At 66.5% G+C, this 26,922-nt stretch carries 23 protein-coding genes; 1 reads left to right on the top strand and 22 read right to left on the bottom strand.

The annotated features are described in order from the left end of the window. Positions 1-15: 15 nt before the first annotated feature. The 16 genes from ACAM42_RS15250 to ACAM42_RS15175 form a co-directional block, all read right to left on the bottom strand. Positions 16-1,149 (bottom strand): acyl-CoA dehydrogenase family protein, encoded by a 1,134-nt coding sequence (locus ACAM42_RS15250; protein ID WP_369632525.1) that lies wholly within the window; start codon positions 1,147-1,149, stop codon positions 16-18. Positions 1,150-1,163: 14 nt separating this feature from the next. Further along, positions 1,164-2,723, bottom strand: coding sequence for a class I adenylate-forming enzyme family protein (locus tag ACAM42_RS15245; RefSeq protein ID WP_369632524.1), 1,560 nt, complete (start codon positions 2,721-2,723; stop codon positions 1,164-1,166). 140 nt (positions 2,724-2,863) lie between these two features. Next, positions 2,864-5,665 (bottom strand): LuxR C-terminal-related transcriptional regulator, encoded by a 2,802-nt coding sequence (locus ACAM42_RS15240; RefSeq protein WP_369632523.1) that lies wholly within the window; start codon positions 5,663-5,665, stop codon positions 2,864-2,866. A gap of 79 nt (positions 5,666-5,744) precedes the next feature. Further along, positions 5,745-6,929, bottom strand: a complete 1,185-nt coding sequence (locus ACAM42_RS15235) for a lipid-transfer protein (RefSeq protein WP_369632522.1) — start codon at positions 6,927-6,929, stop codon at positions 5,745-5,747. A 10-nt stretch (positions 6,930-6,939) separates the two neighbouring features. Continuing rightward, positions 6,940-8,118 carry an ABC transporter substrate-binding protein gene (locus ACAM42_RS15230; protein WP_369632521.1) on the bottom strand — a complete coding sequence of 393 codons (1,179 nt, stop codon included), beginning with the start codon at positions 8,116-8,118 and terminating at the stop codon, positions 6,940-6,942. 30 nt (positions 8,119-8,148) lie between these two features. Beyond that, the gene (locus tag ACAM42_RS15225; protein ID WP_369632520.1) at positions 8,149-9,327 is read right to left on the bottom strand and encodes an ABC transporter substrate-binding protein; all 1,179 of its coding nucleotides are present in this window, start codon (positions 9,325-9,327) and stop codon (positions 8,149-8,151) included. Between the two features lie 27 nt (positions 9,328-9,354). Beyond that, positions 9,355-11,211, bottom strand: coding sequence for a long-chain fatty acid--CoA ligase (locus ACAM42_RS15220; protein WP_369632519.1), 1,857 nt, complete (start codon positions 11,209-11,211; stop codon positions 9,355-9,357). Positions 11,212-11,225: 14 nt separating this feature from the next. Continuing rightward, a complete protein-coding gene (locus ACAM42_RS15215) occupies positions 11,226-11,999 on the bottom strand; it encodes an ABC transporter ATP-binding protein (RefSeq protein WP_369632518.1) in 774 nt (257 codons plus the stop codon). Further along, entirely contained in the window at positions 11,996-12,793 is a 798-nt protein-coding gene (locus ACAM42_RS15210) for an ABC transporter ATP-binding protein (protein WP_369632517.1), read from the bottom strand. The genes ACAM42_RS15215 and ACAM42_RS15210 overlap by 4 nt, the downstream gene beginning before the upstream one ends. Then, positions 12,790-13,866 (bottom strand): branched-chain amino acid ABC transporter permease, encoded by a 1,077-nt coding sequence (locus ACAM42_RS15205; RefSeq protein ID WP_139701750.1) that lies wholly within the window; start codon positions 13,864-13,866, stop codon positions 12,790-12,792. The genes ACAM42_RS15210 and ACAM42_RS15205 overlap by 4 nt, the downstream gene beginning before the upstream one ends. Before the next feature lie 25 nt (positions 13,867-13,891). Next, positions 13,892-14,767 carry a branched-chain amino acid ABC transporter permease gene (locus ACAM42_RS15200; protein ID WP_139701751.1) on the bottom strand — a complete coding sequence of 292 codons (876 nt, stop codon included), beginning with the start codon at positions 14,765-14,767 and terminating at the stop codon, positions 13,892-13,894. A gap of 261 nt (positions 14,768-15,028) precedes the next feature. Next, positions 15,029-15,844 carry an enoyl-CoA hydratase-related protein gene (locus ACAM42_RS15195; RefSeq protein ID WP_139701752.1) on the bottom strand — a complete coding sequence of 272 codons (816 nt, stop codon included), beginning with the start codon at positions 15,842-15,844 and terminating at the stop codon, positions 15,029-15,031. Further along, complete coding sequence (locus ACAM42_RS15190; protein ID WP_369632516.1) at positions 15,841-16,398, bottom strand: DUF2889 domain-containing protein; 558 nt, start codon at positions 16,396-16,398, stop codon at positions 15,841-15,843. Before ACAM42_RS15190 ends, ACAM42_RS15195 begins: the two co-directional genes overlap by 4 nt. Beyond that, positions 16,395-17,567 (bottom strand): CaiB/BaiF CoA transferase family protein, encoded by a 1,173-nt coding sequence (locus tag ACAM42_RS15185; protein WP_369632515.1) that lies wholly within the window; start codon positions 17,565-17,567, stop codon positions 16,395-16,397. The genes ACAM42_RS15190 and ACAM42_RS15185 overlap by 4 nt, the downstream gene beginning before the upstream one ends. 36 nt (positions 17,568-17,603) lie before the next feature. Continuing rightward, complete coding sequence (locus ACAM42_RS15180; protein WP_369632514.1) at positions 17,604-18,278, bottom strand: transglutaminase family protein; 675 nt, start codon at positions 18,276-18,278, stop codon at positions 17,604-17,606. 6 nt (positions 18,279-18,284) lie between these two features. Continuing rightward, positions 18,285-19,448: an acyl-CoA dehydrogenase family protein gene (locus ACAM42_RS15175; RefSeq protein WP_139701756.1), complete on the bottom strand. Its 1,164-nt coding sequence runs from the start codon at positions 19,446-19,448 to the stop codon at positions 18,285-18,287. A gap of 141 nt (positions 19,449-19,589) precedes the next feature. On the opposite strand from ACAM42_RS15175, the gene ACAM42_RS15170 reads away from it, so the two are divergent. Continuing rightward, complete coding sequence (locus ACAM42_RS15170; protein WP_139701757.1) at positions 19,590-20,183, top strand: TetR/AcrR family transcriptional regulator; 594 nt, start codon at positions 19,590-19,592, stop codon at positions 20,181-20,183. A 36-nt stretch (positions 20,184-20,219) separates the two neighbouring features. Here the strand turns inward: ACAM42_RS15170 and ACAM42_RS15165 are convergent, their stop codons facing one another. The 6 genes from ACAM42_RS15165 to ACAM42_RS15140 form a co-directional block, all read right to left on the bottom strand. Beyond that, on the bottom strand, positions 20,220-21,365 hold the full coding sequence (locus ACAM42_RS15165) for an ABC transporter substrate-binding protein (protein ID WP_369632513.1): 1,146 nt from the start codon (positions 21,363-21,365) through the stop codon (positions 20,220-20,222). Between the two features lie 66 nt (positions 21,366-21,431). Next, positions 21,432-22,478: a branched-chain amino acid ABC transporter permease gene (locus ACAM42_RS15160; protein ID WP_369632512.1), complete on the bottom strand. Its 1,047-nt coding sequence runs from the start codon at positions 22,476-22,478 to the stop codon at positions 21,432-21,434. After that, positions 22,478-23,350 (bottom strand): branched-chain amino acid ABC transporter permease, encoded by an 873-nt coding sequence (locus tag ACAM42_RS15155; protein WP_369632511.1) that lies wholly within the window; start codon positions 23,348-23,350, stop codon positions 22,478-22,480. Before ACAM42_RS15155 ends, ACAM42_RS15160 begins: the two co-directional genes overlap by 1 nt. After that, positions 23,347-25,209 carry a long-chain fatty acid--CoA ligase gene (locus ACAM42_RS15150; RefSeq protein ID WP_369632510.1) on the bottom strand — a complete coding sequence of 621 codons (1,863 nt, stop codon included), beginning with the start codon at positions 25,207-25,209 and terminating at the stop codon, positions 23,347-23,349. Before ACAM42_RS15150 ends, ACAM42_RS15155 begins: the two co-directional genes overlap by 4 nt. Then, positions 25,202-25,993 carry an ABC transporter ATP-binding protein gene (locus ACAM42_RS15145; protein ID WP_139701762.1) on the bottom strand — a complete coding sequence of 264 codons (792 nt, stop codon included), beginning with the start codon at positions 25,991-25,993 and terminating at the stop codon, positions 25,202-25,204. Before ACAM42_RS15145 ends, ACAM42_RS15150 begins: the two co-directional genes overlap by 8 nt. Continuing rightward, the gene (locus tag ACAM42_RS15140; protein ID WP_369632509.1) at positions 25,990-26,820 is read right to left on the bottom strand and encodes an ABC transporter ATP-binding protein; all 831 of its coding nucleotides are present in this window, start codon (positions 26,818-26,820) and stop codon (positions 25,990-25,992) included. The genes ACAM42_RS15145 and ACAM42_RS15140 overlap by 4 nt, the downstream gene beginning before the upstream one ends. Positions 26,821-26,922 lie beyond the last annotated feature (102 nt).

Raw genomic sequence — 26,922 nt, 5'->3', positions numbered from 1 at the left:
ACGAATTCGGCCCGCTCAGAGATTGCGCGAAATGAGTTCCTTCATGATCTCGTTGGTGCCGCCATAGATCCGCTGGGCGCGCGCGTCGACGTACGCCCGAGCGATCGGCACTTCGGCCATGAAGCCGTAGCCGCCATGCAGCTGGACGCAGGCATCGACCACCTTGCACTGCAGGTCGCTGCACCAGTACTTGGCCATCGAGGCGGCCTCGGCGTCGAGCTCGCCCTGCAGTAGCTGCTGCAGGCAGCTGTCGACAAACGTGCGACCGATGCGGATCTCGGTCTTCAATTCGGCCAGCACGAAGCGGGTGTTCTGGAAATCCGCGACAGCCTGGCCGAAGGCCCGGCGGCCGCGCACGTACTCGACCGTCATGCGGTAGGCGTCTTCCGCGGCGGCGATGGCCGACACCGCGATCTGCAGCCGCTCCCAGGGCAATTCCTGCATCAGGTACGCAAAGCCACGCCCCTCCTCGCCCAACAGGTGGTCAACGGGCACCATGACGTCTTCGAAGAACAGCTCACCGGTGTCCTGCGCCTTGAGGCCAATCTTCTTGAGCGGCGAGCCCTTCTTCACGCCCGGCAGCGTGGTGTCGACCACCAGCAGGCTGACGCCCTTGGCCCCGGCAGCCGGGTCGGTCTTGGCGACCACCACCACGAGGTCGCAGGTGGTGGCATTCGAGATGAAAGTCTTGGCGCCATTGAGCCGGTAGTGCTCCCCTTCGCGCAGCGCCGTGGCACGCACCGCTTTCACGTCGGAGCCGCCGTCGGGCTCGGTCATAGCGAGCGCCGCAACGGCTTCGCCGCTGACCATGCGCGGCAGCCACTTCGCCTTCAGCGTCTCGCTGGCGAAGTGCAGGAAGTAGTTGGTGACGATCTCGGAGTGCATCGTCAGCGACAACCCGAAGTTGCTGTACGGCGCGGCTTCCTCGAGCACCACGGCCGAGTACAGCAAGTCGGCGCCGGGGCCGCCATAGGCCTCAGGCACGGTCGGGCACAGCAGGCCGAGTTCCCCGGCGATGCTGAACACCGCGCGGTCGAAGCAGCCGCGCTCGGCCCAGCTCTCGAGCTTCGGACCGACATGCTGCTGCAGGAAGCGACGCACGCTGTCGCGGAAGAGTTCGTGCTCGGGACGGAAGAGGTTTCGGTTCATGGGGTGGTGTTCCTTCAGGCGACACGGCGCTCGCGGCCTTGCCAGTAAGCTTCGCGCAGCTGGTGCTTGAGCAGCTTGCCGGCGCCAGACACCGGCAACTCGCTGCGAAATTCGACGCCGCGCGGGCACTTGTAGCCGGCGATCCGCTCCTTGCAATGCGCAATGACGCGGGCCCCGTCGATCTGCGCGCCGGGTTGCAGCACCAGCACCGCGTGCACGCGCTCGCCCCAGTCGGCGTCGGGCACGCCGAGCACCGCGCACTGGGCCACGCCGGGCAGCGCGAGGATCGCGTTCTCGACTTCGGTGGAGTAGACGTTCTCCCCGCCGCTGACGATCATGTCCTTCAGCCGGTCGACGATGTGCAGCAGGCCCTCTGGGTCGAGCCGGCCGCCGTCGCCGGTGCGCATCCAGCCTTGGTGCAGCACCTGCGCGGTCTGCTCGGGCAGGTTCCAATAGCCCAGCATGATGCCCGGGCCGCGCAGCCAGACCTCCCCCACTGCATCGGCGGGCAGATCATTTCCCTCCGGGTCCACGACCCGCACTTCCATGCAGGGCGTCGGCAGGCCCGCGGCCAAGTGGCGGCCTCGCGCACGGCTCTCGGCGCTGTGGCACCAGGCCGGCAACGCCACCGCGATGCCCGCGGTCTCGGTCATGCCATAGAACTGGGTGAGCCCGACATCGGGCAGGCATGCGATGGTCTGCTCCAGCAGCGTGCCGTCGATCGGCGAAGCGCCGTAGTACAGGCGCCTCAGGCTCGACAGGTCGCGGCTGCGAATGTCAGGGTGGTCCACCACACGCTTGATCATGGTGGGCACCAGCGCCGCCTCGGTCACGCGTTCGCGCGCGATCAGCGCCAGGAATACGGCCGGGTCGAAGACCGGCAGCATCAGCTGCGTGCACTGGCCCACCATGGCCTGCAGCACGACGGCCAGGCCGCCGACGTGGAACATCGGCAGCGCGTGCAGGCAGATCGCCCCGGGCACGCGCTCGCCGATGGCGATGGACGCGAGTGTGTTGCCCAGGAGTCCACCGTGCGACAGCAGCACGCCCTTCGAGCGACCCGTGGTGCCGCCGGTGTAGAGCAGCACCGCCGGCGCATCGCCCCCGACGTAGGCGTCGTCCAGGGGAGCGCCATGCCCGAGCAGTTCCTCGTAGCGCCACGCGCCTTCGGGCACCTTGCCAGACTCGCCGATGACGACGACGGTTGGCATCGACTGCGACTTCTGGCGCAGGGCCGGCAGCAGCGGCACGAAGACGTCGTCCAGCAGCAGCACGCTGGCGCCGCTGTCGGCCAGCGCAAAGGCAAGTTCGTCCACGCTCCAGCGGCAATTGAGTGGCGTCAGCACGGCGCCGAGCCACCATGTGGCGTAGACCACGGCCAGAAAGCGGTCGGAGTTGGGCGCCAGCACGAGCACGCGGTCGCCGCGGCGCACGCCCGCGGCGTGCAGGCCGCCCGCCAGTTGCGCGACCTGCGCATGCAGCTCCGCGTAGGTGGTGCGCCGGTCGCCGCAGATGGCGGCCAGCCGGTCGGGATTTTCACGGCGTGCCTTGTGTAACGCCAGGGTGAGGGGCATGGAAGTCTCCGGATTCTTGTGGGGTCGCGCCGCAGAGGTCCTCGCGACACGGCGCCGAGTGTGCAATCGGCATGGCGCCTCGATATCGTCGCATCCGACGAGATTGCGCCGGCACTTTTCCCCACGCAAAGCCGGGACGCTCAGGCGATGAGTCCGGCGCGCCGCGCGAACGCGATCGCCTCCATCCGGTTGCGCGCATCGAGCTTGACGTTGATGTTGCGCAGGTGCGTACGCACCGTGGTCTCGGCGACGAAGAGACGCTCCGCGATCTGGTCGTTCGACAGGCCCTCGGCCGCCAGCCGCATGACCTGAATCTCCTTGCGGGTAAGCAGCTCGCTGGGCGCCGATGCGCCCATGCGCTGGCCCGCTTCGGCCGCGATCGCTTCGCTGCCCGCGATGGCAGTGGCAGGCTCGCGCAGCATCCGGTCGATGAAAGCCAACGGGGCATCGTCGGAAGCAGCAGCATCCTCGTCCAGCAGCGCGTTGGGCACGGTGCGCAGGTCGCGCAGCATCGTCAGCACCAGCGGGCCTTCGTCAAGGAAGGCGCGCACGTACCCTTCGGCGGCCGCGAGACGAACGGCCTTGGCCAGCACGCGCATCGCCTTGTTGCGCTGCTCGTCCCGGTAGAGGGCCTGGGCCAGCAGGAGCCGCAATGTGAGCGCCCGGCGCTCGCGCTGAGCGCGTTCGGCGGCGTCGAGTTCCTGACGCAGCGGAGCAACCATCTCTGCAGCGTGGCCGCTGGCGATCGACCAGCGCGCCTGCGCCACGTCGTAGGTCTCGACCACGTTGGCACGCAACGAGAGGCGCGAGACACGCGCCCACAGCAGCTTGTCGTTGCAGCGATCGAGCTCGGCCCTGGCACGCGCTAGCCGGCCTTCCACCACGGCCATGCGCACGCGTTCGAGCCGCGCGCTCGCCACCACGCGCGACAGCCCGTCGCGGTGTCCGATGTGCTCGAGTTCGGTGAGCAACTGCTGCGCGCGGTCGGCATCGCCCTGGTCGAGCGCGATGCGGGCCATGATCACGTGCGCGCAGATCAGCTGATCCGGAATGCCTACTCGGCAGATCAGCGGGATGTAGACCGCCAGCAGGCGCTCGGCTTGCTCGCACTGGTCGGCTTCGTACAAGGCCTCGGCCAGCAGCACGCCGGCCATGGCGTTGCCGTTGGTGGCGCGCGAAGGGTCGACCGTGCCCGCGCTCACCGCCAGCCGCAGGCGTGCGATGGCCTTGCGCAGACGGCCCTGCGTCAGGTCGACCGCCCCTTCTGCCGCCTCGGACAGGGCGAAGTTAAAACTGCTGCTGTGCTCGGGCTGGCGACTGCGCGCCGCATCGACCAGGCGAAGGGCCTCGTGGTAACGCCCGGCGATCATGGCCAGGTTGGCCAGCACCACTTCCAGGAAGCCACGCGCGAAGGTGGCCTCGACGGGCAGCGCCACCAGCAGTTCGGTGGTCAGCGGCATTGCCTCGTCGATGCGGTCGGTCAGCACCATCAGCAAGGGTTTCATCGCGAGCCGGTGGGCGCGCACCTCGACATCATCGTCGGTGCGCTGCTCCAGCCGCTCGAGCAACGGGGCCGCGGCCCGCGGTCCGCGCGCCAGGCAGACAGCCCAGGCGTGCAGCACCTGGAGCATCGGACGGTCGGCCAGCTGCCCGGCCTCAAGCAGCGGATCGAGCCAGCGCGACAGCAGCCTGACACGCCCCTGGTCGAGCAACGACTGGGCCTCGGCCTCGAGCAGTGGAAATGCAAGCGCCAGGTCCCCGGCCGCGAGCGCATGCTCGATCGCCGGCACGGGGCGCCCGACACCCAGGAACCATTGCGCGGCGGCACTGTGCAGCGCCGGAATCTCCTGCGCGTGCTGTCGGGCCAGCTGGGCCCGCAGGAATTCCGCGAACATGCCGTGGTAGCGGTACTCGCTGTGGTCGGCTTGCAGCGGGATGAGGAACAGGTGGGCCTGCTCGAGTGCGCGCAGCATGGCCGCACTGTCGTCACGCTGGCACACGGCATCGCACAACGACGGGTTGAGCTGCGCCAGGATGCTGGTGCGCAGCAGGAAGCCGCGCACATCGTCCGACTGCCGCGAGAGCACGTCTTCCACCAAGTAGTCGACCACCGCCGCATTCGACCCCGAGAAGCCGGCGATGAAGCGGCCGGGCTCGTCGCGATGCTCCAGCGTCACGGACGCCAGCCACAGCGCCGCAGCCCAGCCCTCTGTGCTGCGGTGCAGGCGACGGATGTCCTCCGGCTGCAAGGTGAGGCCGCGCTGCTGGCGCAGGAACCCATCGACCTCGGCCTCGGAAAAGCGCAGTTGTGTCGGCTCGACTTCGAGCAGCCGACCCCGTGCGCGAAGCCGGCCCAGCCCCAGCTCGGGCACCCCGCGCGAGCCGATGATCAGCTGCGCGCCGCGCGGCAGCTGATCGATCAACTCCTGGACCAGGCCGAGCACGACAGGGCTCTGCAGCACCTCGAAGTCGTCAAGGAACAGCGCCAGCGGTGCCGGATGCGCCGCCACTGTGTCGATCAAGGCGAAGGCAAGTTCGTCCGGCCCCTGCCCTTCGAGCGGCTGCAGCTTGCGCAGCGCAGGAATCAGCGGCTCCAGCGAAGCCGTCAACGCCGCCAGGAAGCGCCCGACATCGTTGTCGGCGCGATCGAGCGTGAGCCAGGCCTGCTGCAGTCCGGTTTCCTCGAAGCGCCGACGCACTTGCAGCATCACCGTGGTCTTGCCGAAGCCCGCAGGCGCGCGCAACAACACCAGCCGCGCAGCCCCGGCATTGAATATGCGCTCGCAGATCTCGGTGCGCTGCAGCTCGAACGCAGTGGCAAGCGGTGGGCGAAGCTTGCCGGCCAGCGGGAACGCCCGCGGCGCGGGCTGCGGCACGGCAACCGGAAGCGTGGCACTCTGGCGGGTGGGACCGTCTGTGTGACCGGGTGTGCCGGTCGGCATGGCAGGCTCCTCGAGGTTCGTCACGTCCGCGCCGCCGCGGCGACGGACCGGGGTCAGGGTTCCATCGCCGTGCACGGCCTCAGTCCCGTTGGTAGAGCGTCACCACGCAGGCGCCGCCGAGCCCCAGATTGTGCTGCAGAGCGACACGCGCGCCCTCGACCTGCCGGGCACCAGCCTGCCCGCGAAGCTGCCACACCAGCTCGGCACATTGGGCCAGCCCGGTCGCACCCAGCGGGTGCCCCTTGGACAGCAGCCCGCCCGAAGGATTGGTCACGACGCGACCACCGTAGGTGTTGTCGCCGTCGAGCACGAAACGCTCAGCGCCGCCCTCGGGCGCGAAGCCAAGCGCCTCGTAGCTCAGCAGCTCGTTGGTGGTGAAGCAGTCGTGCAGCTCGGCCACCGGGACGTCCTCGGGGCCGATGCCGGCTGCCTCGTACACCTGCTGTGCCGCCCGGCGCGTCATGTCGTAGCCGACCAGCTTTCGCATGTCCTTCTCGTCGAAGCTGCTGTTGCCGTCGGTGCTCATGGCCTGTGCCGCGATCCGGACGCGGGCGTCCAGGCCATGGCGACGTGCAAAGTCTTCGGAGCACAGCACGGCGGCGGCACCGCCGCAGGTCGGCGGACAGCACTGCAACCGGGTCAACGGGTCGAACACGGCCGGCGAGGCCAGCACTTCATCGAGTGTCAGGGGCTGGCGGAAGATCGCGTTGGGGTTGTTCTGCGCATGGCGCCGCGCCTTGACCGCGATGCGGGCGAAGGTGTCGGCGCGCGTGCCGTAGAGCTGCATGTGCATGCGCCCTGCGCCCCCGAATAGCTGCGCCGCAATGGGCGCTCCGACGTCCGTTCCCTGAATCTGCTGCATGGTGTCGAGCAGGCGTTGCGAGGGGTCGGGACGGTCCTGGAAATGCACGCCCAGCGCGCCGCGCGCCATCTGCTCGAACCCCAGGGCCAGCACGCACTCGGCCGCGCCGCTGGCCACCGCCTGGCGCGCCAGGAAGAGCGCGGTGGAGCCGGTGGCGCAGTTGTTGTTGACGTTGATCACCGGCACGCTGGTGAGCCCGACGTGGTAGACCGCCGCCTGCCCGCTGCAGGAGTCGCCGTAGACGTAGCCGGCGTAGACCTGGTTCACCGACTGGTAGTCGACCCGCGCATCGTCCAGCGCAGCCTTGGCGGCGCGCGCGCCGAGCATCGGGTAGCTCTCGCTGGCCCCGGGCTTGGCGAAGGGCAGCATGCCCACGCCGGCAACAATCACCTTGCGGTTCATCGGCATCCCTTCATTGCATCTGGTCGTAGTCCAGCACGACCTTCCAGCGGCCGCCCTGCAGTTGTGAAAGACGCGACCGGTCCGAGCCCAGGTGCCGCGTCGGCGAGAAATGCATGGGCGGATTGCCGAACATGTCGCCCGGCACATCGCCGATGCTGTCCATCGCCTTGCCGAAACGCTCGGCGTCGAGATCGCCGCCGGCCTTGCGCAGGCCCTTGGCCAGCAGTTCGATCATCGTGAAGCCATAGACCGAGAAGACGGTCGGCGCTTCCTTGAACTTCGCCTGGTAGCGTGCCGCCCAGGCGGCGATGGCCGGTGATGCATCGTCGAGGTAGGGCTGCTGCGCGGTGGTCACCGCGTAGAGGCCGTCCATATCCTTGCCGCCCAGTTTCGGGATCAGGTCCGAGTAGGCGGTCGAGGCTGCCACGAAGGTCGGCGCGTACTGCAGCTTGCGCGCCTCGGCGATCGCACCCACCGTCTCGCGGATCACGGTGCCGAGCACCACGAAGTCGCAGTCGGCCGACTTCAGCCGCGCGACCTGCGACGAGAAGTCGGTGGCGCCGCGCTTGTAGCTGGTGCGCTCGGCGAGCACCGCACCGATCGACTGCAAGCCGGCCTCGGCGCCCTGCACCACCTCGCGCCCGTAGTCGTCGTCCTGGTACAGGGTGCAGGCCTTGCGCGCCTTGCTGCGCTGATAGATCCCCGGCACCACGCCGCGGATCTGGTCCACCGACGACGGCAGCATCGCGTACTTGAGCTTGCTCAGCGGCTCGTACATGTCACGCGACAGCGCCATCGGGAACAGGCTGAAGACGCCCTTGGGCGCCTGCACCTGCATCGCCGCCAGCGCGTGCGGCGTGCCGAAGGTGCCGACGAGCGCAAACACCTTGTCCTGGTTCACCAGCTTCTGGGCCGCCAGCACGGTGCGCTTGGGGTCGTAGCCGTTGTCCTCGACCAGCAGGCGCAGCTTGCGCCCGTGCGCCCCGCCCTGCGCGTTGAACTCGGCCACGCCCATGAGCAGGCCGTTGCGCACGTCCTTGCCGTAGCCCGCGACCGGGCCCGAAAGGTCCAGAACGCTGCCCAGGGTGATCTCGTCCTTGCCGATGCCCTGGGTCTGGGCCGACGCAGCGGCGCCCGCAAGACCCAGCACAGCCGCGGCGCCGAAGCGCGCGATCCGGTCGATATGCATGGAATGCTCCAGTTTGTCAGGTGAGAGAGATCACTTCGCCTGGTCGTAGTCGAGCACGACGTTCCAGCGGCCGTCCTGGATCTGCGACAGGCGCGCCTTGTTGGAGCCCAGGTGCTGGTCCGGCCCGAAGCTCATCTCGGGCATGCCGAACATGTCGGCCGGCACCTTGAACGACTCGAGGCTCTTGACCAGCGTGTCGAGGTCGAGCTGGGGACCGGCCTTGTCCATCACCCGCACCAGCCGGTCCAGGATCACGTAGCCGTAGATCGAGTAGGCCGAGGGCGCTTCGTTGAAGCGGGTGCGATAGCTGGCCATCCAGGGCTTGAGCGCCTCGGGCGCCGTGTCCTCGTAAGGGTGCTGCACCGTCATCGTCGAGTAGAAGCCGTCCATCGCCTTGCCACCCAGCTTGTGGATCAGATCGGTGTAGGTGCCGAAGGCGCCCAGGAAGGTCGGGTTGAAGTCGAGCTTGCGCGCCTCGTTGATCGTGCCCACGGTCTCACGGATGAGCGTGCCGGTGACCACGAAGTCGCATCCCGCGGCCTTCAGGCGCGCCACCTGCGAAGAGAAATCGGTGGCGCCCCGCTTGAAGCTGGTCTTCTCGACCAGCGCCGCATTGACCGTCTTGAGCCCCGCCTCGACGCCGCGCAGGATCTCCAGGCCGTACTCGTCGTCCTGGTAAATGATGCAGGGCTTCTGCGCCTTCTTCTCCTTGAACAGGCGTGCCGACGCCGGCGCGATCTGGTCGTAGTACGAAGACAGGAAGGCGAACTTGAGCTTGCTGATGGGCTCGTACATGTCGCGCGACAGCGCCGCCGGGAAGAAGTTCATCACGTTCTTGGCGTTCTGCACCGGCAGCGCGGCGTTGTTCACGCCGGTGCCCAGCGAGCCGGCCATCACGAAGATCTTTTCCTGGTTGACCAGCTTCTGCGCCGCGAGCACGGCTTTCTTGGGGTCGTAGCCGCTGTCTTCGACCAGCAGCCTGATCTTGCGGCCGTGCACGCCGCCCTTGTCATTGGCCTCGGCGACGCGCTGCAGCATGCCGTTGCGCAAGTCCTTGCCATAACCGGCGAGCGGTCCTGACAGATCCTGCAGCGTGCCGAGCACGATCTCGTCCTTGCTCACGCCCTGGGTCTGGGCGGCCGCGGCTGCGGCGAAAGCGACGGCGGACACGGCCAGCAGGCAGCGCGCGTGGCGGATGATCTTCTTCATGGTGCTTGTCTCCTTCGGGGGTTGTAGTCAGCGGTACATCGCTTCGATCTGCTCGGCGTACTTCTTCTGCACGAAGCTGCGCTTGAGCTTCATCGTCGGCGTGAGCTCCTCGTCCTCGGCGCTCAGCTGGGTCTCGAGCAGGAAGAACCTTTTGATCTGCTCCACGCGCGCGAACTTCTTGTTGACCGTCTCGATCTCCGCTTGGATGAGGGCCAGGATCTCGGGCGCGCGCGCCAGGCTCGCGTAGTTGGAGAAAGGCACGTCGTGGTCCTGCGCAAACTTCTCGACGTTCTCCAACTCGATCATCACGATCGCGCTGAGGTAGGCGCGGCGGTCGCCGATCACCACCGCATCGGTCACGTAGGGCGAGAACTTGAGCTCGTTCTCCCATTCGCTGGGCGTGATGTTCTTGCCGCCGGCCGTGATGATGATGTCCTTCATGCGGTCGGTGATGCGGAAGAAGCCGTCGCTGTCGGCCGCGCCCACATCGCCGGTGTGCAGCCAGCCTTCGGCATCGATGGTCTCGGCGGTCTTCTCGGGCTGGTTGAGATAACCCATGAAGACGTTGGGCCCGCGCACCAGCAGCTCGCCCGTGGCCGGGTCGAGGCGCACCTCGTTGTAGGCGCTGGCGGTGCCGATGGTGCCCAGGCGGATCCGTCCCGGCGGCATCGAAGTCGAGATGCCGCCGGACTCGGTCTGCCCCCAGGCCTCGAGCATCGGCAGGCCCAGTGCCAAGTACCAGCGGATCAGGTCGGGCGAGATCGGCGCCGCGCCGGTGACCAGGAAGCGGCAGCGCTGGATGCCGATGAAGCGCCGCACGTTGTTCAGCGCGGCCAAGCCGGCCAGGTGGTATTTGAGCTTGAGCCAGCCGCCCACCGGCTGACCGGCGAGCACGCGCTCAGCGACTGCGTGCCCCACCGACAACGCCCAGGCATACAGCGCCTGCTGCAGCGGGCCGGCTTCCTTCACGGCGATGGTCACGGCCGAATAGAACTTCTCCCACAGCCGCGGAACCCCGCCGAAGACCGTGGGCGCGATCTCGCGCACGTTCTCCGGCACGGTGTCGGGGTTCTCGACGAAGTTCATCCGCGTGCCGGTGTAGATCGAGGCGTACAGGCCCACCACGCGCTCGGCCACGTGGCACAGCGGCAGGAAGCACATGCGCTCGTCGCGCTCGTCCTGCGGCAGGAAGACGTTCAGCCCCTGCACCACGACCAGCAGGCCCCGGTGCGAATGCATCGCGCCCTTGGGCTTTCCGGTGGTGCCCGAGGTGTAGATGAGGATGGCCAGTTCGTCAGGGCCGCGCAGCTCGCGCAGGCGATCGAACTCGCCGGGATGGGCCTGGTCGTAGGCGGCGCCTTCGCGGCGCAGCGCCTCGAGGGTCGTCACCATCGGGTCGCTGTACCGGGACAGGCCGGTCGGGTCGATCAGCACGATCTTGCGCAGGCGCGGCAAACGCGCGCGCGCTTCCAGCGCCTTGTCGAGCTGTTCCTCGTCCTCCACCACCAGCACCACGGTGTCCGAGTCCTCGCAGAGGAACTGCACCTGGCCCGCCGAGTCGGTCGGATAGATGCCGTTCGAAATGCCCGCAGCGCTCAGCACCGCCATGTCGAACCAGACCCATTCGACGCGCGTGTTCGACAGAATCGACGCGCAGTCACCCGGCTGCAGGCCGGCGGCCGCGAGGCCCATGGCAAGCTCGCGCACGATCACGCCGACATCGCGCGCGCTCCAGGCCTGCCACAGTCCGAAGGCCTTCTGGCGCATCATCACGGCGTCGCCGCGCGCGGCGACCGCGTTCCAGAACATGCGCGGCACGGTGTCGCCCGGCGTCACGATGTCGTGGTGCGGCGCCAGGTGATCGAGGTTCCAGAGTCTGGGCATGTGCATCGGTTTTTTCATCGCCATGTCTTCTTCTTTTTCCAGCGGCGCTCGCCGCGTGCGCCCTCTTCCTTCATGCCCAGGTAGAACTCCTTGATGTCGTCCTTCTCGCGCAGGCGATCACAGGTGTCTTCCATGACGATGCGGCCGTTCTCCAGCACGTAGCCGTAGTCCGAAGCGTTGAGGGCCATGTTGGCGTTCTGCTCGACCAGCAGGATGGTGGTGCCGCGCTCGCGGTTGATGCGCACCACGATCTCGAAGATTTCCTTGGTGAGCTTGGGGCTGAGGCCCAGGCTGGGCTCGTCGAGCAGGATCATCTCGGGGCCGGCCATGATGGCGCGCGAGATCGCGAGCATCTGCTGCTGGCCGCCCGACAGCAGGCCGGCATCTTGCGCAGCCCGCTCCTTCAGGATCGGGAAGTAGCCGAACACGGTCTCGATGTCGCGCGCCACGCCGTCACGGTCGCGGCGGGTGTAGGTGCCCATCAGCAGGTTGTCCTTCACCGACAGCAACGGAAAGACTTCGCGGCCCTCTGGCACGTGGCTCAGGCCTTGCTGCACGATGTGAGCGGGGTCTTTCGCCGTGATGTTCCCGCCCTTGAACTCGATGCTGCCCTTGCGCGGATCGATGATCCCCGAGATGGTCTTGAGGATCGTCGTCTTTCCGGCGCCGTTGGAGCCCAGCACGGTGGCGATCTCCCCAGCACGCACCTTGAGGCTCACGCCTCGGATGGCCTTGATGGGGCCGTAGGCGCTCTCGACGTTGAGAAGTTGGAGGATGACGTCGCTCATGCCTTCCTCCGCAAGCTGCTCACATCGTCGACAGTCCCGAGATAGGCCTCGACAACGCCGGGGTCCGCCTGCACCTCGGACGGCGTACCGACGGCGAGCACAGCCCCCTGGTTCATCGCCAGCACGCGGTCCGACACCTTCGACACCAGCCCCATGTCGTGCTCCACCATCAGGATGGTCACGCCGAGGTCGCGCCGGATGTCCTCGATCCAGAATGCCATGTCGCCCGTTTCCTCCACGTTCAGGCCGGACGAGGGCTCGTCCAGCAACAGCAGCTTGGGTTCTGTGCACAGCGCGCGCGCCAACTCCACGACCTTGCGCACGCCGTACGGCAGGCCCGCCACCAGCGCATCGCGGTAGTGCTGCAGCTCGAGCAGGTCGATCACCTCCTCGACCTTGCGGCGCGTGCGGCGCTCGGCCTCGCGCACCGCGGGCGTGAACAGCATCTCGGCCCACACGCCGGTGCTGCGACGGATGTGGCGCCCGATCAGCAGGTTCTGCAGCACCGTCGCATGCTCGAAGAGCTCGATGTTCTGGAAGGTGCGCGCAATGCCGAGCGCGGCCACACCGTGCGGCGGCACCGCGTCGAGCCGCTGGCCGTCGAAGCTGAGCGTGCCGCCGGTCGGGGTGTAGATGCGGCTGATCAGGTTGAACACCGTGGTCTTGCCCGCACCGTTGGGTCCGATGAGCGTGAAAACCTCGCCCGCATGGACGTCGAAGCTGACCTTGTTGACCGCCAGCAGACCGCCGAAACGCACGCTGAGATCGCGCACCGAAAGCAAGGGGGCGCTCATTTCAACCGCTCCGATTTCTGGAAGGACTTCTGCCGCTTGAACATGCCGCGCCGATAGAAGGGGTACAGCTCCAACCAGGTCCTCACCTTGAGCCATCGCCCGTACAGGCCCATCGGCTCGAGCATCACGAAGGCGATCAGCACTGCGCCATAGACCACGCTCTGCAGGCCGGTGGCCTGCCCGATCGCCGCCGGCAGGTAATCCTTGCCCAGCGAGATCAGCTGCGGCATGCCGATCAGGAAGATCGCGCCGAAGAAGGCGCCGTGAATCGACCCCAGCCCGCCGATAACCACCATCAGCACCAGGTCGATCGACTGCACCAGACTGAACTGCTCGGGCGAGATGAACTGCATCTTGTGGCCGTAGAGCGCACCGCCCAGGCCGGCGAGCGCGGCCGAGATCGCAAAGGAGAGCGATTTGTAGCGCGCCAGCTGGATGCCCATGCTCTGCGCGGACACTTCCGAGTCGCGGATCGCCACGAAGGCCCGTCCGGTCGGCGCGCGCAAGAGGTTGAGCACCACCAGCGTGCTACCGACCACGCACACCAGGCACAGGAAGTAGAAGCTCTCGGTGCTGTCGAGTGCATAGCCAAACACCTGCGGCGCCGGCACCGACTTGCCCGCATTCCCGCCAGTCACGCTCTCCCAGCGCGCCAGCGCTTCCTCGACAATGAAACCGAAGGACAGGGTCGCGATGGCCAGGTACATGCCTTTGACGCGCAGCGCCGGCAAGCCGACCACCACGCCGGCCGCCGCGGCCAGCGCCATCGCGCAGGCCAAGCTCGCCGCCAGCGGCCAGCCCCGCGCCGCCAGATAAGCCTCAGCGTAGGCGCCGATGCCCATGAATGCGGCATGGCCGATCGAGAACTGCCCTGTGAAGCCGGCCAAGAGCATCAGGCCGACGGCGACGATGGCATAGATGAACACGAAGCTGAGCTGCGCCAGCCAGTACTCCGGCAATAGCCAGGGTGCGGCGACGAGCGCCAGCACGAGCAGTGAGTACCAGAAGCGGTCGCCGCCGTGGCGGGCGAGCGCGATGTCCTGGTCGTAACGGGTCTTGAATACGAAGCGCATGGGTGGCCTTGGTTTTCTTGCGGTCCTAGACCTTCTTGCGCGCGCGATCGCCGAACAGCCCGGTCGGCTTGATCGCCAGCATCAGCAGCACCACGACGTAGGGCATCACGTCCTTGAAGCCCTCGGGCAAGAAAAAGCCCGAGAGCGACTCCACCACGCCGATGATCAAACCGCCCACGATGGCGCCCGGCAGGCTGCCGAAGCCGCCGACGATGGCCGCCGGAAAGGCCTTGAGCCCGATGAAGCCCATGTTGGCGTGCACGAAGGTGATCGGGGCCAGCAGCAGTCCGGCCACCGTGGCGGCGGCCGCGGCCAGCGCCCACACCAGGCCGTTGAGGCGCTGCACCGGAATGCCCATGTAGTAGGCCGCCAGCTGGTTCTGCGACGAGGCCTGCATTGCGATGCCGACGCGCGTGTAGCGGAACAGCAGCCAGAGGCCGCCGCACAGCGCGGCGGTGGCCCCGATGATCACCATCTGCTCGCCGCCGACCACCACAGCCCCCAGGTCGAGCGTGCTGCCCTTGTAGGGCACGGCCAGCGCATGCGTGTCGGTGCCGATGCCCGGCACCATGGTGACGCCGCCGCGGGCGATGTAGCCCAGGCCGAAGGTGAGCATCACGATGGAGAACTGCGGCTGGCCGAGCACGGGGCGGATCACCGCGCGCTCGATCAGCATGCCGGCCAGCGCCATCACTGCGACGGCCGCGAGCGCAGCCAGCCAAAAGGGCCAGCCCAGCACGCTCATGCCGGCCAGGCCGGCGAACGCGCCGAGCATCATCAGGTCGCCCTGGGCAAAGTTGACGGTCTCGGTCGCCTTGTAGATGAGCACGAAGCCCAGGGCAATGAGGCCGTAGACACAGCCCTGCGCAATGCCCGCGACGATGATCTGCAATACCAGCAAGCTGTGTCTCCATCGGGGCCCCATCGTCAGCTCCAGGGGAGCGTGCGGGGCCTGTTGTTCGAATGCCGCGCCCTTCGTTCAGGCGCACCATGGACATTAAGGAGAGGCCTCGCGCGAGGTATCGTCGTATCCGACGATCCCCGTGGCATCGCGCTGCGGGCTTTCCCGCATGTGGGCCCGCAGTGAAAAATCCCGGTGCGACTGCACCGGGCTTCGGGGTCCGTTCCGGGCGCATGAACGCCTCATGCCGCCTCGCGGCTTCTACGCATTTCGTCGCCCGGCAAAGACAGGCGGACGCCGCTCGGCGAACGCGCGCACGCCTTCCGCAAAAGAGTCGCCATCGATCAGCGCCTGCTGGCGCTCGCATTCGAGGATCAGCTGCTGCTCCAGGCTGTTGCGGCCGGCGGCCGACGCGAGTGCGCGTGCCTCCAAGATCGCATGCGATGGCAGACGCGCCAGGCGCAGCGCCAATGCCCGGGCCGCCTCTTGCAGGATCTCGTCATCCGTACACGCCCAGATCAATCCCCACTCCGCAGCCCGTTGCGCGTCAAGCTTCTCGCCGGTCAGTGCCAGGCCCAGCGCACGTGCAGGGCTGACGGAGTGCGGCACCAGCCAGCTGGAGCCCATGTCCGGCACCAGCCCGAGCGAGGGCATGAAAGGCAGGTAGAAATAGGCGGAGCGCGCGGCGAGCACCATGTCGCCGGACAAGGCCAATCCCACACCGCCGCCGGCGGCCACTCCGTTGATCGCGCAGACGACGGGCACCGGCAGTGTGCGCATCTCCAGCATGATCGGGCTGGCCTGCTCACGCAGCAGTTGGCCGACGTAGTCACTCAAGGTGCCGCTGGCCGGATCGGCGGCGCGGCGCCCGAATTCCTGCAGGTCCGCCCCGACGCAGAAACCGCGGCCGTTGGCGGTCAGCAGCAAGGCGCGAATGTTCGGGTCTTCGCGTACGCGGTGCAGTCCGCCGAGCAGACCTTGGAGCAGCGGCTGCGTCAACGGGTTGAGCCGCGCGCCTTCATTCAGGGTCATTGTGGCGACGCCGTCCTGAACATCGAAAAGTACAGCGTCATTCATGGCGAAGGTTTCCTATGAAATTGGGGGAAATAGGTCCGGACGACTTCGCCGTCCAGCCGGAGGGCATGGCAACCGCCCAGCGGCGTTTGGCGTTGCTCGCTGGCGCGCGCGTCTTGCTCGGCAAAGCTGCCATCGGCCCAGAACAGCTGGAAGGCGGTGCTCGCCATCAAGGGCAGGAGTTCCGTGATGTGGGTGCAGCCCGCGATGCCGCGGAACAGGCGCTTCACCTGCTGGGTGAAGCCCGGCTCGATACGCAGGCCGATCAGCTGGCGATAGCCGGTTTCCACGCCCGAGCACGTGGAATAGGGGGTGTGCTCGCTGAATGCGGCCGCATCCACGATCTCGCGCTGCGCGTTGAGCACCAGGCGCACCCGCATCTGGTGAATGGGCTCTGCGGCCGGGACCAGCCGGCTTACCAGCTGCAGCGGCATGGGCTTGGTATCGATCAGCGTGGCCTCCAGTTCGAGGAGACCATCTTCACGCCGGAAACCTTCGCAATGGATACGACGGGAATGCAACGGCGTTCGTGCGCAGGGCGGTGGTGCAAGGCTCATGCGACAGCTCCGGCCAGATGAATGACGCCGGCCTCGTGCAGCGCGCGGATGTCCTCGAGCGCAAAGCCTGCGTGGGCAAGCAGTTCCCCGGTGTGCGCCCCCACCGTGGGTGCGGGCCGTGGAAGCCCCGAAGGCGTCCGATCGAATCGCGGCGCCGGCGCGGGCTGACTGACGCCCTGCGGGGCGACGAAGGTTCCACGTGCCCGGTTGTGCGGGTGCAAGGGCGCCTCGGCCATCGACAACACCGGCGCAAAACACGCATCGGTGCCTTCCAGCAGCGCGCACCATTCGTCACGCGTGCGCTGGCGCATCACGGCATCGAGCTTGCGGCGCAGCGCGGGCCATTCCCCCTGCGCCCATTGCTGTCGGAACTGCGGATCGTCGATGCCGCACAGCGTCAGCAGTTGGCTGTAGAACTGCGGCTCGATGGCGCCGATCGACACGTAGCGGCCGTCCGCGCATTCATAGGTGCCGTAGAAATGCGCTGCACCGTCCAGGAAGTTGCTTTCCCGCCGGTCTTGCCAGAAGCCTTTGGCCATGAGCCCGTACTGCGCAGCCATCAGCAGCGCCGCGCCGTCGGTCATGGCCGCGTCGACCACCTGCCCCTTGCCCGAGCGCTGGGCCTCGGCCAGCGCGGCCAGCACACCCACGACCAGCAGCATGCCGCCGCCGCCGTAGTCGCCCACCAGGTTCAGCGGCGGCACGGGGGGGCGATCGGCCTCGCCCATGGCGTGGAGCGCGCCCGACAGGGAGATGTAGTTGATGTCGTGGCCGGCCGCCTGCGCCAGCGGCCCGGTCTGGCCCCAACCGGTCATGCGGCCGTAGATCAGTCGCGGATTGCGCGCATGGCACACCGACGGGCCCAGGCCCAGCTTTTCCGCCACGCCGGGGCGAAACCCTTCCACCAGGATGTCGGCATGCTCCATCAACCGGAGCACCGCCTCGACGCCGCGCGGGTCCTTCATGTTCACCGACACCGAGCGTCGGCCGCGGTCGACGATGCTGTCGTTGCGCATCAGGTCTTCAAGGCCTCCCCTGGAAGGAGGTCCGGGCAGGCGATCGACCCGAACGACCGTGGCGCCCAGATCGGCCAGCATCATGCAGGCGAACGGCCCCGGGCCGATGCCGGCCAGTTCAATGACAGTGATGTGGGAGAGAGGCCCGGACATGACGCAGCTTTCGAAAAGAAGGGAGAGCAGAAAAATTCATGCGTCAGCGCGGCTGTCGCGCCACAGCGTCGGCGGGTAGTAGCCGGTCCAGTCGGCCTCGATGCGTTGAAAGGGCACGTCCGACCAGATGCCGTGATCGCGCAGGTATTCCATGTGCACCGATCCGTCGGCCTTGAACTGCTGGAGCACCGCGTCTTGCGTGCCGTCGAACTCGGTTGGCGGGACGCCCATCAGCGCGCACAGTTCCTTGTTGAACGCGGGCACGGCCTTCACCCAGCGCCCTTCCAGGTAAAGCGCGGCCCAGCCGTGGTGCATGAACACATCACGCCCGCCCATGGCCTGTTGCATCTTCGGCGTGCTGAAATGATTGACCACATCCGACAAGCCGATCGCGGCCGGGATGCCGGCGCAGCGCGCCGCGGCCACCAGCAGCGCCGCCTTCGGGATGCAGAAGGCCTCGCCGTCCGCCACCACAGTGCTTGCCTTAAAACACGCCTGCGTCAACCGCACATTGCCCGCGTCATAGCGGACCTGGTCGCGCACCGCGCCAAATAGCCGAACGGCCTTCTGTGTCGGCGTCGTCGCGTCCCGGACTGCATCGGCCACGAACTGGGCGACCGAAGGAGCGCCGAAGTCCAGAAACTCCGTTGCCGCCAGGTAGCGGTCGCCCGGTTCGGGCCATCCGTAGGGGGTGAATTCCGTCCCGTTCATCGCCGCTCACATGCGCTTGGCGACTTCTTCGAGCATCACCTCGGTGGCACCGCCGCCGATGGTCAGGATGCGGGCATCGCGCGCCATGCGCTCCACCGGCGTGCCGATGATGAAGCCGGTGCCGCCGTGCAACTGCAGACAGGTGTGGACCACTTCCTGCAGCGTCTCGGCCGCGAAGGCCTTGAGCATCGACACCTCGCGCACGGTGTCCTTGCCCTCGGCGATCATCTGGGCGCACTGGTAGGTGAGCGCACGCGCGGCCGCCGCCTTGGACGCGACCCAGGAAAGCTTGTTGCGCACCACCTGCTGGTCCCACAGCGTCTTGCCGAACGCTTGGCGCTGGCGCACGTAGTCCACCGTCAGTTCGATGGCGCGGGCGCAGGTTCCCGAGACCAGCGCGCCCACCACCAGCCGTTCGTTCTGGAACGTGCTCATGATGTAGTAGAAGCCCTTGCCCTCCTCGCCCAGCAGCGCATCGGGCGCCAACTTCATGTCGTCGAAGAACAGTTCGGCGGTGTCGGACGAGCGCCAGCCATGCTTGTCGAACTGGCGCGCGACTTTCAGGCCAGGGTTCCCCTTCTCGACGATGAACAGCGAGATGCCGCGACTGCCCTTCGCATCAGGATCGGTGCGGGCCGCCACGATGAAGATGTCGCCGTACACACCGTTGGTGATGAAGGTCTTGGAACCGTTGACCACCCAGCCGCCATCGGGCGTTCGCTGCGCGCGCGTCTTGAGGCCGGCGACATCCGAGCCCGCGTTCGGCTCCGTGACGCACACGGCGCCCACCTTTTCTCCGGCGCAGGCCGCGGGCAGGTACTTCAGTTTCTGCTCATGCGTGCCGCGGTGCGCGATGTGGCCGATGGACATGTCGCTGTGTACCGTGAGGGCCGACGCCACGCCGCCGTAGCCGGAGCGCGCCAGCTCTTCCCCGAGGACGACGGAAGCCAACGGGCCCATGCCGCCACCGCCGTATTCGACCGGGTGGCGCATCCCGAGGAACCCAAGCTGGCCCAGATCGCGGAACAGCTCGCGCGGGATCTCACCCGAGACTTCCCAGGCATCGGCACATGGAACGATGCGCTCGCGGACAAAGCGGCGCACCTGCTCGCGCACCATGCGCAGGTCTTCGTCGAGGAGGTCGGGTTCCAGAAATTCGAATTCGGTCATAAGGGTGGATGCGTGATGGATTCAGTTCGAAGAACGTGCGTGCCGAATCATTTAATAGACCGGCGCGTCGGTTTATTTTATTGACGCAAGTGGCTCTGTGCAAGCATCGCTTGCTACACTTCCCGCCCCAAGGAGGACCGCATGCCCCGCGTACGTTCAGACGACTATGAATCCAAGAGCCAGTCCATCATGGATTGCGCTGCCGCCCTTTTTGCCAAGGAGGGCTACCCCGCGGCCAAGATGCAGGATGTGGCCAAGGCGTGCGGGGCGACCAAGTCGATGCTCTATCACTATTTCCCGGGGAAGGACGATCTCCTGTTTGCGATGCTGCAAGAACATCTGGAGCGGCTGATCGCGGCCCTGGAGGAAGCGCTGGCCGGCAAGGGAAAGCCGGGCGAGCGCATGCAACGGCTGGTCCAGGCCTACATGCAGAAGTCGGTCCAGTCGCGCCGTCGTCACATGGTCGCGATGAGCGATGTGAAGTTTCTTCCTAAGGCCAAGCAGGCGCCGCTCATTGCACTGCAGCGCCAGCTGGCCGAACTCATCGCGGGCCTGTTGCGGGAGCTGAACCCCCATCTGGCCGACAACCTGTACAAGCCCTACACCATGATGCTGGTGGGCATGCTCAACTGGACCGACTTCTGGTATTCGTCCACAGGCCCGGTGAAGCCCCAGGAACTGTGCGACCGAATGGCGCGCCTGTTTCTCAACGGCTTCCTGGCAGAGAAGGGTTGAGATGAGAGGGGCGCCCCCTGCGCCCCTCCTGCGTTCTCACGGCACCAGTTTGTAGGTCGAGGTGACCGGATCGGCCTTGAGCAGAAACAGCTTGGGCGCCGCCAGATGGTTCGTCGCCGAGAAGCTGATCGGTGTCATGGCACCCGTTTCCAGCTTGCTGACCTTGGCCAATTCAGCGTTGGTGCAGTCCCAGGTCAGCCCCTTGCCGCATCGCTCCATCGCCGTGAACAGCGCGCGCGCCGCAGCGTAGCCGGTGAACGAGTAGCGGTTCACGCGCGTGCGCTCCTCCGCGGAAAGATGCCGGTCCAGCTTCTCCATGAAGCCCTTGGCCTCCGGAGCGCTCTCCAGGTAGACGTAGTCCACCGTGTACACGTTTTCACCGGCCGAACCCATCATCTTGGCGCTGGCGGGCACGCGCGAAACGTAGGTCACGCCGACCGGGATCTTGTGCCCGATGCGCTCGAGCTCCTTGACCATGGTGACGTTCTCGCCAAGCACGCCGCCTGCCATCAGCGCTTCGGCGCCGGCCTGCTTGACCTTGAGGATTTCCGACGAAAAGTCCGACTGGCCCTTCTTGAAGATCTGGCTGGAGACCAGCTCCAGCTTCTTTTCCTTGGCCGCTCGCTCGAACCCGTCCCGCACGTTCTCGCCGTAATCGTCGTCCTGCGAGATCAACGCCCATTTCTTCCCGGGGTAGCGCTCCGCCATCTGGGCCACCAGGCCGTAGACCGCTTCGCGCATGTCGTAGCCCACGGCGAACACGTTCTTGATGGTCGGCTTGTACAGCCCTTCGTAGGTCGTGATGGGCGCCATGGCGGGAACCCCGGCCTGCTTGAAGAGCGACATCGCAGCCTGGGCCTGGGCCGTGCCCGAGATCGAGGTGAACGCGAAAACCTTGTCGCTGTTCAGGAGCTTGCGAACGCCCTGGATCGTGCGCGAAGGCACATAGCCGTCGTCCTCGGAGACCAGGCGCAGCTTGCGACCATTTAGGCCTCCGTTGGCATTGACCTCGGCGACCGCGACCTTCACGCCCAGGTTGTGCGCCACCCCTAACATGGCGGGCGGACCGGTCAGCGGCAGAATGTCGCCAATGACGATCTCGCTATCTGTCACGCCCTGCTGCTGCGCCGATGCAGGCGCGGCGACGCCGGCGACCAACAGGCTGGCGGCGGCAAGCCGCAAGAGTTTGTGCTTCATGAATGTCTCCTGATAGTTGTGGCAATCAGCCGTTGGGAAAACTCGCGAAATTCAGTAGCGAAGCGGCCAGAACACCCAAGCGTGGCGCAGGTCGTGCCACATGCCGCGCAGGCCACGCGGATCGAAGCGCAGGAAGGCGACGATGGCCAGGCCATAGAGAATGGTCTTGATCTCATGCGCACTGGTCGTCATCAGCTCGGCCAGGCGACCGCCGAGGCCGGCCATCAGCGCCGAGAACACCTCGGGCATGCTGACGATGAACACGGCGCCAAGCACGGCACCGAGCACGGAGCCGATGCCGCCGACGATGATCACCGCCAGCGCTTCGATACTCAGCAGGAAGGGATAGCCCTCCACCGAGACGATGCTCATGTACATGCCCATCAGCGCCCCGGCCACACCGGTGAGCGCCGCGCTCACGAGAAATGCCAGCAGCTTGTAGCGCACCAGGCTGATGCCCATGGTGCGCGCCGCGATGTCGTTGTCGCGGATCGCCACCAGCGCCCGGCCGACATAGGAGCGCCGTAGGTTCAACACCACAATCACCGCCAGCACGCACATCGCCACGCAGAACCAGTAGAAGGCCCTGTCGCTGGACAGGTCCATTCCGAGCATGACCGGGCGCTCGACGGCGATCCCACTGCCCGCCCCGGTGAACTTGCCGCCCGCGAGGATGCCGGCGCTCACGATGTGCGCAAACGCCAAGGTTGTGATTGCAAGGTAGAGCCCATGCAATCGCAGCGAAGGAATGCCCACGATCAACCCAAAGGCTGCCGGCACGACGGCCGACATCACGAGCGCAAGCTCGGGCGGCAGGCCCAGTCGCGTGACACCGATCGCATAGGCGTAGCCGCCCAGCATGAGAAAGCCGACGTGGCCCAGCGAGATCAGTCCGGTGAACCCGGTGAGCACCATCAGGCCCAGTGCGCCCACGATCGTGAACAGGATCACCGTCATGTGCGACAACACGTAGTTGCTCATGACGAACGGCGCCCCGATCAGTGCGACCAACAAGACCGCCACCCAGGCTTTCACCGCGGGCGAATCCGTCAGGACCACCAGATCGCTGTACTTTTGTTTGAAGAAGCCGCTGCGCATCAGACCCTCTCAATTCTTTTTTCACCGAACAGACCGAAGGGCCGCACCATCAGGACCACCAGAATCAGGACGAAGCCGGCGATCTCCTTGAGCGTGCTCGGCAGGTAGCCGCCCACGAGGTTCTCCAGCACGCCGATCACCAGGCCGCTGACCCCTGAGCCCAGGATTGCGTCGAAGCCACCCAGCACCGTGGCAGGAAAGGCTTTCAGGCCGAGTTCGAAGATGGTGGGCGCCAGGCCATAGATGACCGCGAAGAAAGCGCCCGCGAGACCGGCGAGGCCGGACGCTGCCGCCCAGGCCACCGCCTGCACGCGCGCCGTGGACACGCCCATCAGACGCGCCGTTTTCTCATCGGCCGCCACCGCGCGCATGGCAACACCGAATCGGCTGCGGCTCAGGAAAAACCAGAAGCCCGCCAGCGCCAGCAGCAGCACGGCGATCACGGCGATCTGGCTCACACGCATGCCGATCCCGCCCACGTGCACGATGGTGTCCGCGCCCGCCACCGCAAACTTCTGCGGCGAGGCGCCCCAGATCAGGGTCACCAGGGAACGCAGCATCACGGACAGGCCCACCGTCACCAGCACGACGGACAGCACCGATTCGCCGAGCATGGGTCGCATGATGAGCCGCTCGCAAATCAGGCCCAGGAGCGCGCCCACCGCCACCGCCACGAGCACCGTCAGCACGGCGCCGGTGCCCAGGGTGACGGCGATCGACCAGGACGTGTAGGCGGTGAGCATGCCCATCTCGCCCTGTGCGAAGTTGACGATGCCGGTGGCCTTGTAGATCACCGCGAAGCCCATCGCGACCAGTCCGTAGATGGCACCGATTGCCAGGCCCGAAACGACCAGTTCGATGAAATAGCTCATGACGCTTGCCCGTAGATCTGTTCGAGCTCGCGCGCGAACTTCTTGTTGATGAGGCCGCGGCGGACCTTCTGTGTGGCGGTGACTTCGCCGTCGTCGTGGTCCAGCTCTTTTTCGAGGAGCACGAACCTGCGGATGTTTTCCACTCGTGCAAAACGCGAGTTCACCTCGTCGACCACGCCCTGGATGAGCGCCACGACATCGGGCAGGAGCGTCACCGACTTGAACGTGGTGTATTGCAGGTCGCGCTCGGCGGCCCATCGGCCCACGCTGTCGAAGTCGATCTGGATCAGGCCGCCCAGGAACTTGCGGCCCTCCCCCACCACGATGGCCTCGCGGATGTACGGGCTGTCCTTCAACGCGTTCTCGATCTCCGAGGGCGCGATGTTCTTGCCGCCGCTGGTGATGATGATGGCCTTCTTGCGGTCCACCACCGCGACCTCATCCTCGCCGCGCAGTTCCACGATGTCGCCGGAGGCGAGCCAGCCGTCGGCCTGCAGGATCTCCCTCGTGCCCTTGTCGTCGAACAGGTAGCCCTTGAAGACACCGGGCGAGCGCAGGAAGACTTCACCGTCCGCGCCAAGCTTCCATTCAGTTCCTGGCATCGCGGGTCCGCAACTGGCATTCAGGAAAGGGCGTCCCGGCACTTGCACGAACCCCAGTCCGCACGACTCTGTGAGTCCGTAGCCCTGCCCCACCGGCACGCCGATGATGTCGAAGAAACGCAGGGTCTCGGGCGACACCGACGCGCCGCCGCACATGCGGGTGTGGGTGCGGTTCAATCCCATGTGGCGCTGCATATTGCGAAACAGCGCGGCGTACCAGAAGCCGAATTCCAGCCGATCACCCAGCGCCGTGAGCCGGCCCTTGGCCGCACGACGATCGGACAGCACCCGCCCTCGCTTCATGCCGACGCGGTAGACCCAGCGGGACAGACGGGTGCTGTCCTTCATCTTGAACTCGAAGCCCTGCTGCAACTTCTCCCAGATGCGCGGCACGCCGAGAAAGAAGGTTGGAGCGATCTCGCGGATGTTGGTGGCCACCGTGTCGACGGACTCGGCAAAGTTCACGCAACCGCCCGAGATCAGGTGCTGCACCGTGGAGTAGGCACGCTCCGCAACGTGGCACAAAGGCAGGTAGCACACCGATTCGAACGGCTGGTCGTGCATCTGCCGCGCCGCGCGGTAAGCGTAGGTGCCATAGATGAAGTTGCGGTGCGTGAGCATCGCGCCCTTCGGCGGCCCGGTGGTCCCGGAGGTGTAGACCAGGATGTTGACGTCATCCGGCACCAGGCTCTCGATGCTGGCGTCCAGCCGCTTTTCCGCCGTGGCGTCCTCGGCCGCGAGCTGGTCACCCAGCGCCAGCAGGTGCGCGAAGCTGTGCGGCCGGCCCGGCTCGTAGCGGCGCAGTCCTTTCATGTCGACGCAAAAGAGATGCTGCAGATGCGGCAAGCCGGCTTCGCTGGCCATCGCGTCGAGCACCTTGTCGGTCTGCTCCTGGTCGCCGGTGATCGCCACCTTCGCCTGGCAGTGGCCTGCGATGTACAGCACCTCGGCCCAGGGGTTGGTGGGATAGATGCCCACCACCTGCACACCGATCATCTGGGCACCGAGGTCGGCATAGAACCACTCTGGGAGCCCTTCGGCCGCGATGATGATGCGGTCGCCGCGCAGCAGGCCGAGCTTCATCAGGCCCAGTGCCGTGCGGCGCGCGTCGCGATAGTAGTCGGCCCAGGTGCGCGTGCGCCAGATGCCGTTGACCTTCTCGCGCAGCGCCACCTGCGCGCCGCACTCCAGGGCATGCGCGCGCAGCAAAGCCGGCAGCGTGCCTTCACCGCGAATCAATTGCTCGTGCTCAAACATGGCTGCCCTCCTCTCCGAGGTAGGCCGCCAGCACGGCCGGGTTCGCTGCCACGTCGGCCGGCGTTCCCTGCGCGATCAGGCAACCGAAATCCAGTACGTACACACGGTCCGAAAGGTCCATCACCACTTGCATGTCATGTTCGATCATCAGCACCGCGACGCCGAATTCGTCGCGGATGTCCAGGGTGAAGCGGGCGATGTCCTCTTTCTCTTCACGGTTCATGCCCGCCACGATTTCGTCGAGCAGCAACAGGCTGGGCTCGCAGGCCAGCGCCCGGCCCAGCTCGACACGTTTTTGCTGGCCATAGGCCAACTGGCTCACCGGCTTGTCGCGCAACTCTTCGATCTCCAGGAACTCGATAATCTGTTCGACCTTTTCGCGCGCGGCGATCTCCTCGCGCCGGGGGCGGCCCCAGAACGCGAGTGACTCCAACACGGAATAGTTGAAGTGGATGTGGCGCCCGACCAGCAGGTTCTCGATCACGCTGCCTTGACGGAAGAGCGCCAGGTTCTGAAAGGTGCGGCCGATGCCCAGGCGGGCAAACTCGGAAGACTTGAGCCTCGCCGTGTCCTGGCCCTTGAACAGGATCTGCCCCTCGCTGGGCGGCAACACGCCGCTGACGAGGTTGAATGTGGTGGTCTTGCCGGCGCCATTGGGGCCGATCAGGCTCACGATCTCGCCCGGCATCACCTTCAGGCTGACTCCATTCACGGCCTTGACGCCGCCGAAACGCTTGGAGATGCCGATCGCCTCCAGGACCGGGGTTTGCGCGAGCGTGCTCATGACAGCCACCTCTTGCGGCGCTTGTAGTGCTTGACGTCTTTCATGCTGGTGCGCCCGGGCTGCGAGCTCAGGCCAAGGTAGAACTCGCGCACGTCGGCGTTACGGCGCAGTTGCTCGCTGGTGCCGTCCAGCACGACGCGACCGTTCTCCATGATGTAGGCGTAGTCGGCAATGGCCAGGGCCCGGTTGGCGTTCTGCTCGACCAGCAGGATCGTCAGGCCGGTGGTGTCACGCAGCTTCTGGATACTCTGAAAGATCTCGCTGACGATCAGCGGCGCCAGGCCTAGCGAAGGCTCGTCGAGCGCCAGCACGCGCGGCCGGCTCATGAGCGCACGCCCGATGGCCACCATCTGCTGCTCACCACCGGAGAGGTAGCCCGCGACAGTGCCACGCATATCGGCCAGCCGCGGGAACAGCGCAAACACTTCCTCACGCCCACGCGCGAGGCTGGCTGCAGACTGCAGATGCGCTCCTGCGATCAAGTTCTCTTCCACCGTCAGCGTGGCGAACAAGCGGCGCCCTTCGGGCACTTGCACCATGCCCTGGCGCACGATGGCGGGCGCCAGCGCCTTTTCGATGGCCTGGCCGTTCAGCAGGATCGAGCCCTTCTCGATCTCGCCGTCTTCGGCATCCAGCACGCCCGACACGGCCTTGAGGACCGTGGACTTGCCCGCGCCGTTGGAGCCCAGCAAGGCCACGATCTGACCTGGCCGGACTTCCAGCGACACGTCACGCACGGCTTCGATGGCTCCGCCATAGACCACCTGGATGTTGTGGATGGCAAGCGCGGGCTTCGGGGGGTCGCCTGAAGGTTGAGTGATGACCATACATCGAGAAATTTGAGGCCGGCACCGCCGGCCTTGTGAAAAGGAATATGCTCTTTTATAGACCGTCTCGTCGGTCTGATAATGCGCGAATTATGAGAGCCT

The sequence above is a fragment of the Variovorax sp. V35 genome (genome assembly GCF_041154465.1).
In the GTDB taxonomy this organism is placed as follows: Bacteria; Pseudomonadota; Gammaproteobacteria; order Burkholderiales; family Burkholderiaceae_C; genus Variovorax; species Variovorax boronicumulans.
Note: the sequence above shows the minus strand (reverse complement) of the source record. Positions and strands in the feature narration are given on the sequence as shown.

Bases quoted from the DNA above. Each gene is read 5' to 3' on its own strand.
- ACAM42_RS15230 (WP_369632521.1), bottom strand. From the start codon at position 8,118: ATGCATATCGACCGGATCGCGCGCTTCGGCGCCGCGGCTGTGCTGGGT.
- ACAM42_RS15175 (WP_139701756.1), bottom strand. From the start codon at position 19,448: ATGACCGAATTCGAATTTCTGGAACCCGACCTCCTCGACGAAGACCTG.
- ACAM42_RS15215 (WP_369632518.1), bottom strand. From the start codon at position 11,999: ATGAGCGACGTCATCCTCCAACTTCTCAACGTCGAGAGCGCCTACGGC.
- ACAM42_RS15170 (WP_139701757.1), top strand. From the start codon at position 19,590: ATGCCCCGCGTACGTTCAGACGACTATGAATCCAAGAGCCAGTCCATC.
- ACAM42_RS15210 (WP_369632517.1), bottom strand. From the start codon at position 12,793: ATGAGCGCCCCCTTGCTTTCGGTGCGCGATCTCAGCGTGCGTTTCGGC.
- ACAM42_RS15205 (WP_139701750.1), bottom strand. From the start codon at position 13,866: ATGCGCTTCGTATTCAAGACCCGTTACGACCAGGACATCGCGCTCGCC.
- ACAM42_RS15240 (WP_369632523.1), bottom strand. From the start codon at position 5,665: ATGCCGACCGGCACACCCGGTCACACAGACGGTCCCACCCGCCAGAGT.
- ACAM42_RS15145 (WP_139701762.1), bottom strand. From the start codon at position 25,993: ATGAGCACGCTCGCGCAAACCCCGGTCCTGGAGGCGATCGGCATCTCC.
- ACAM42_RS15140 (WP_369632509.1), bottom strand. From the start codon at position 26,820: ATGGTCATCACTCAACCTTCAGGCGACCCCCCGAAGCCCGCGCTTGCC.
- ACAM42_RS15150 (WP_369632510.1), bottom strand. From the start codon at position 25,209: ATGTTTGAGCACGAGCAATTGATTCGCGGTGAAGGCACGCTGCCGGCT.
- ACAM42_RS15235 (WP_369632522.1), bottom strand. From the start codon at position 6,929: ATGAACCGCAAGGTGATTGTTGCCGGCGTGGGCATGCTGCCCTTCGCC.
- ACAM42_RS15225 (WP_369632520.1), bottom strand. From the start codon at position 9,327: ATGAAGAAGATCATCCGCCACGCGCGCTGCCTGCTGGCCGTGTCCGCC.
- ACAM42_RS15190 (WP_369632516.1), bottom strand. From the start codon at position 16,398: ATGAGCCTTGCACCACCGCCCTGCGCACGAACGCCGTTGCATTCCCGT.
- ACAM42_RS15155 (WP_369632511.1), bottom strand. From the start codon at position 23,350: ATGAGCTATTTCATCGAACTGGTCGTTTCGGGCCTGGCAATCGGTGCC.
- ACAM42_RS15250 (WP_369632525.1), bottom strand. From the start codon at position 1,149: ATGAACCGAAACCTCTTCCGTCCCGAGCACGAACTCTTCCGCGACAGC.
- ACAM42_RS15160 (WP_369632512.1), bottom strand. From the start codon at position 22,478: ATGCGCAGCGGCTTCTTCAAACAAAAGTACAGCGATCTGGTGGTCCTG.
- ACAM42_RS15245 (WP_369632524.1), bottom strand. From the start codon at position 2,723: ATGCCCCTCACCCTGGCGTTACACAAGGCACGCCGTGAAAATCCCGAC.
- ACAM42_RS15180 (WP_369632514.1), bottom strand. From the start codon at position 18,278: ATGAACGGGACGGAATTCACCCCCTACGGATGGCCCGAACCGGGCGAC.
- ACAM42_RS15195 (WP_139701752.1), bottom strand. From the start codon at position 15,844: ATGAATGACGCTGTACTTTTCGATGTTCAGGACGGCGTCGCCACAATG.
- ACAM42_RS15185 (WP_369632515.1), bottom strand. From the start codon at position 17,567: ATGTCCGGGCCTCTCTCCCACATCACTGTCATTGAACTGGCCGGCATC.
- ACAM42_RS15220 (WP_369632519.1), bottom strand. From the start codon at position 11,211: ATGCCCAGACTCTGGAACCTCGATCACCTGGCGCCGCACCACGACATC.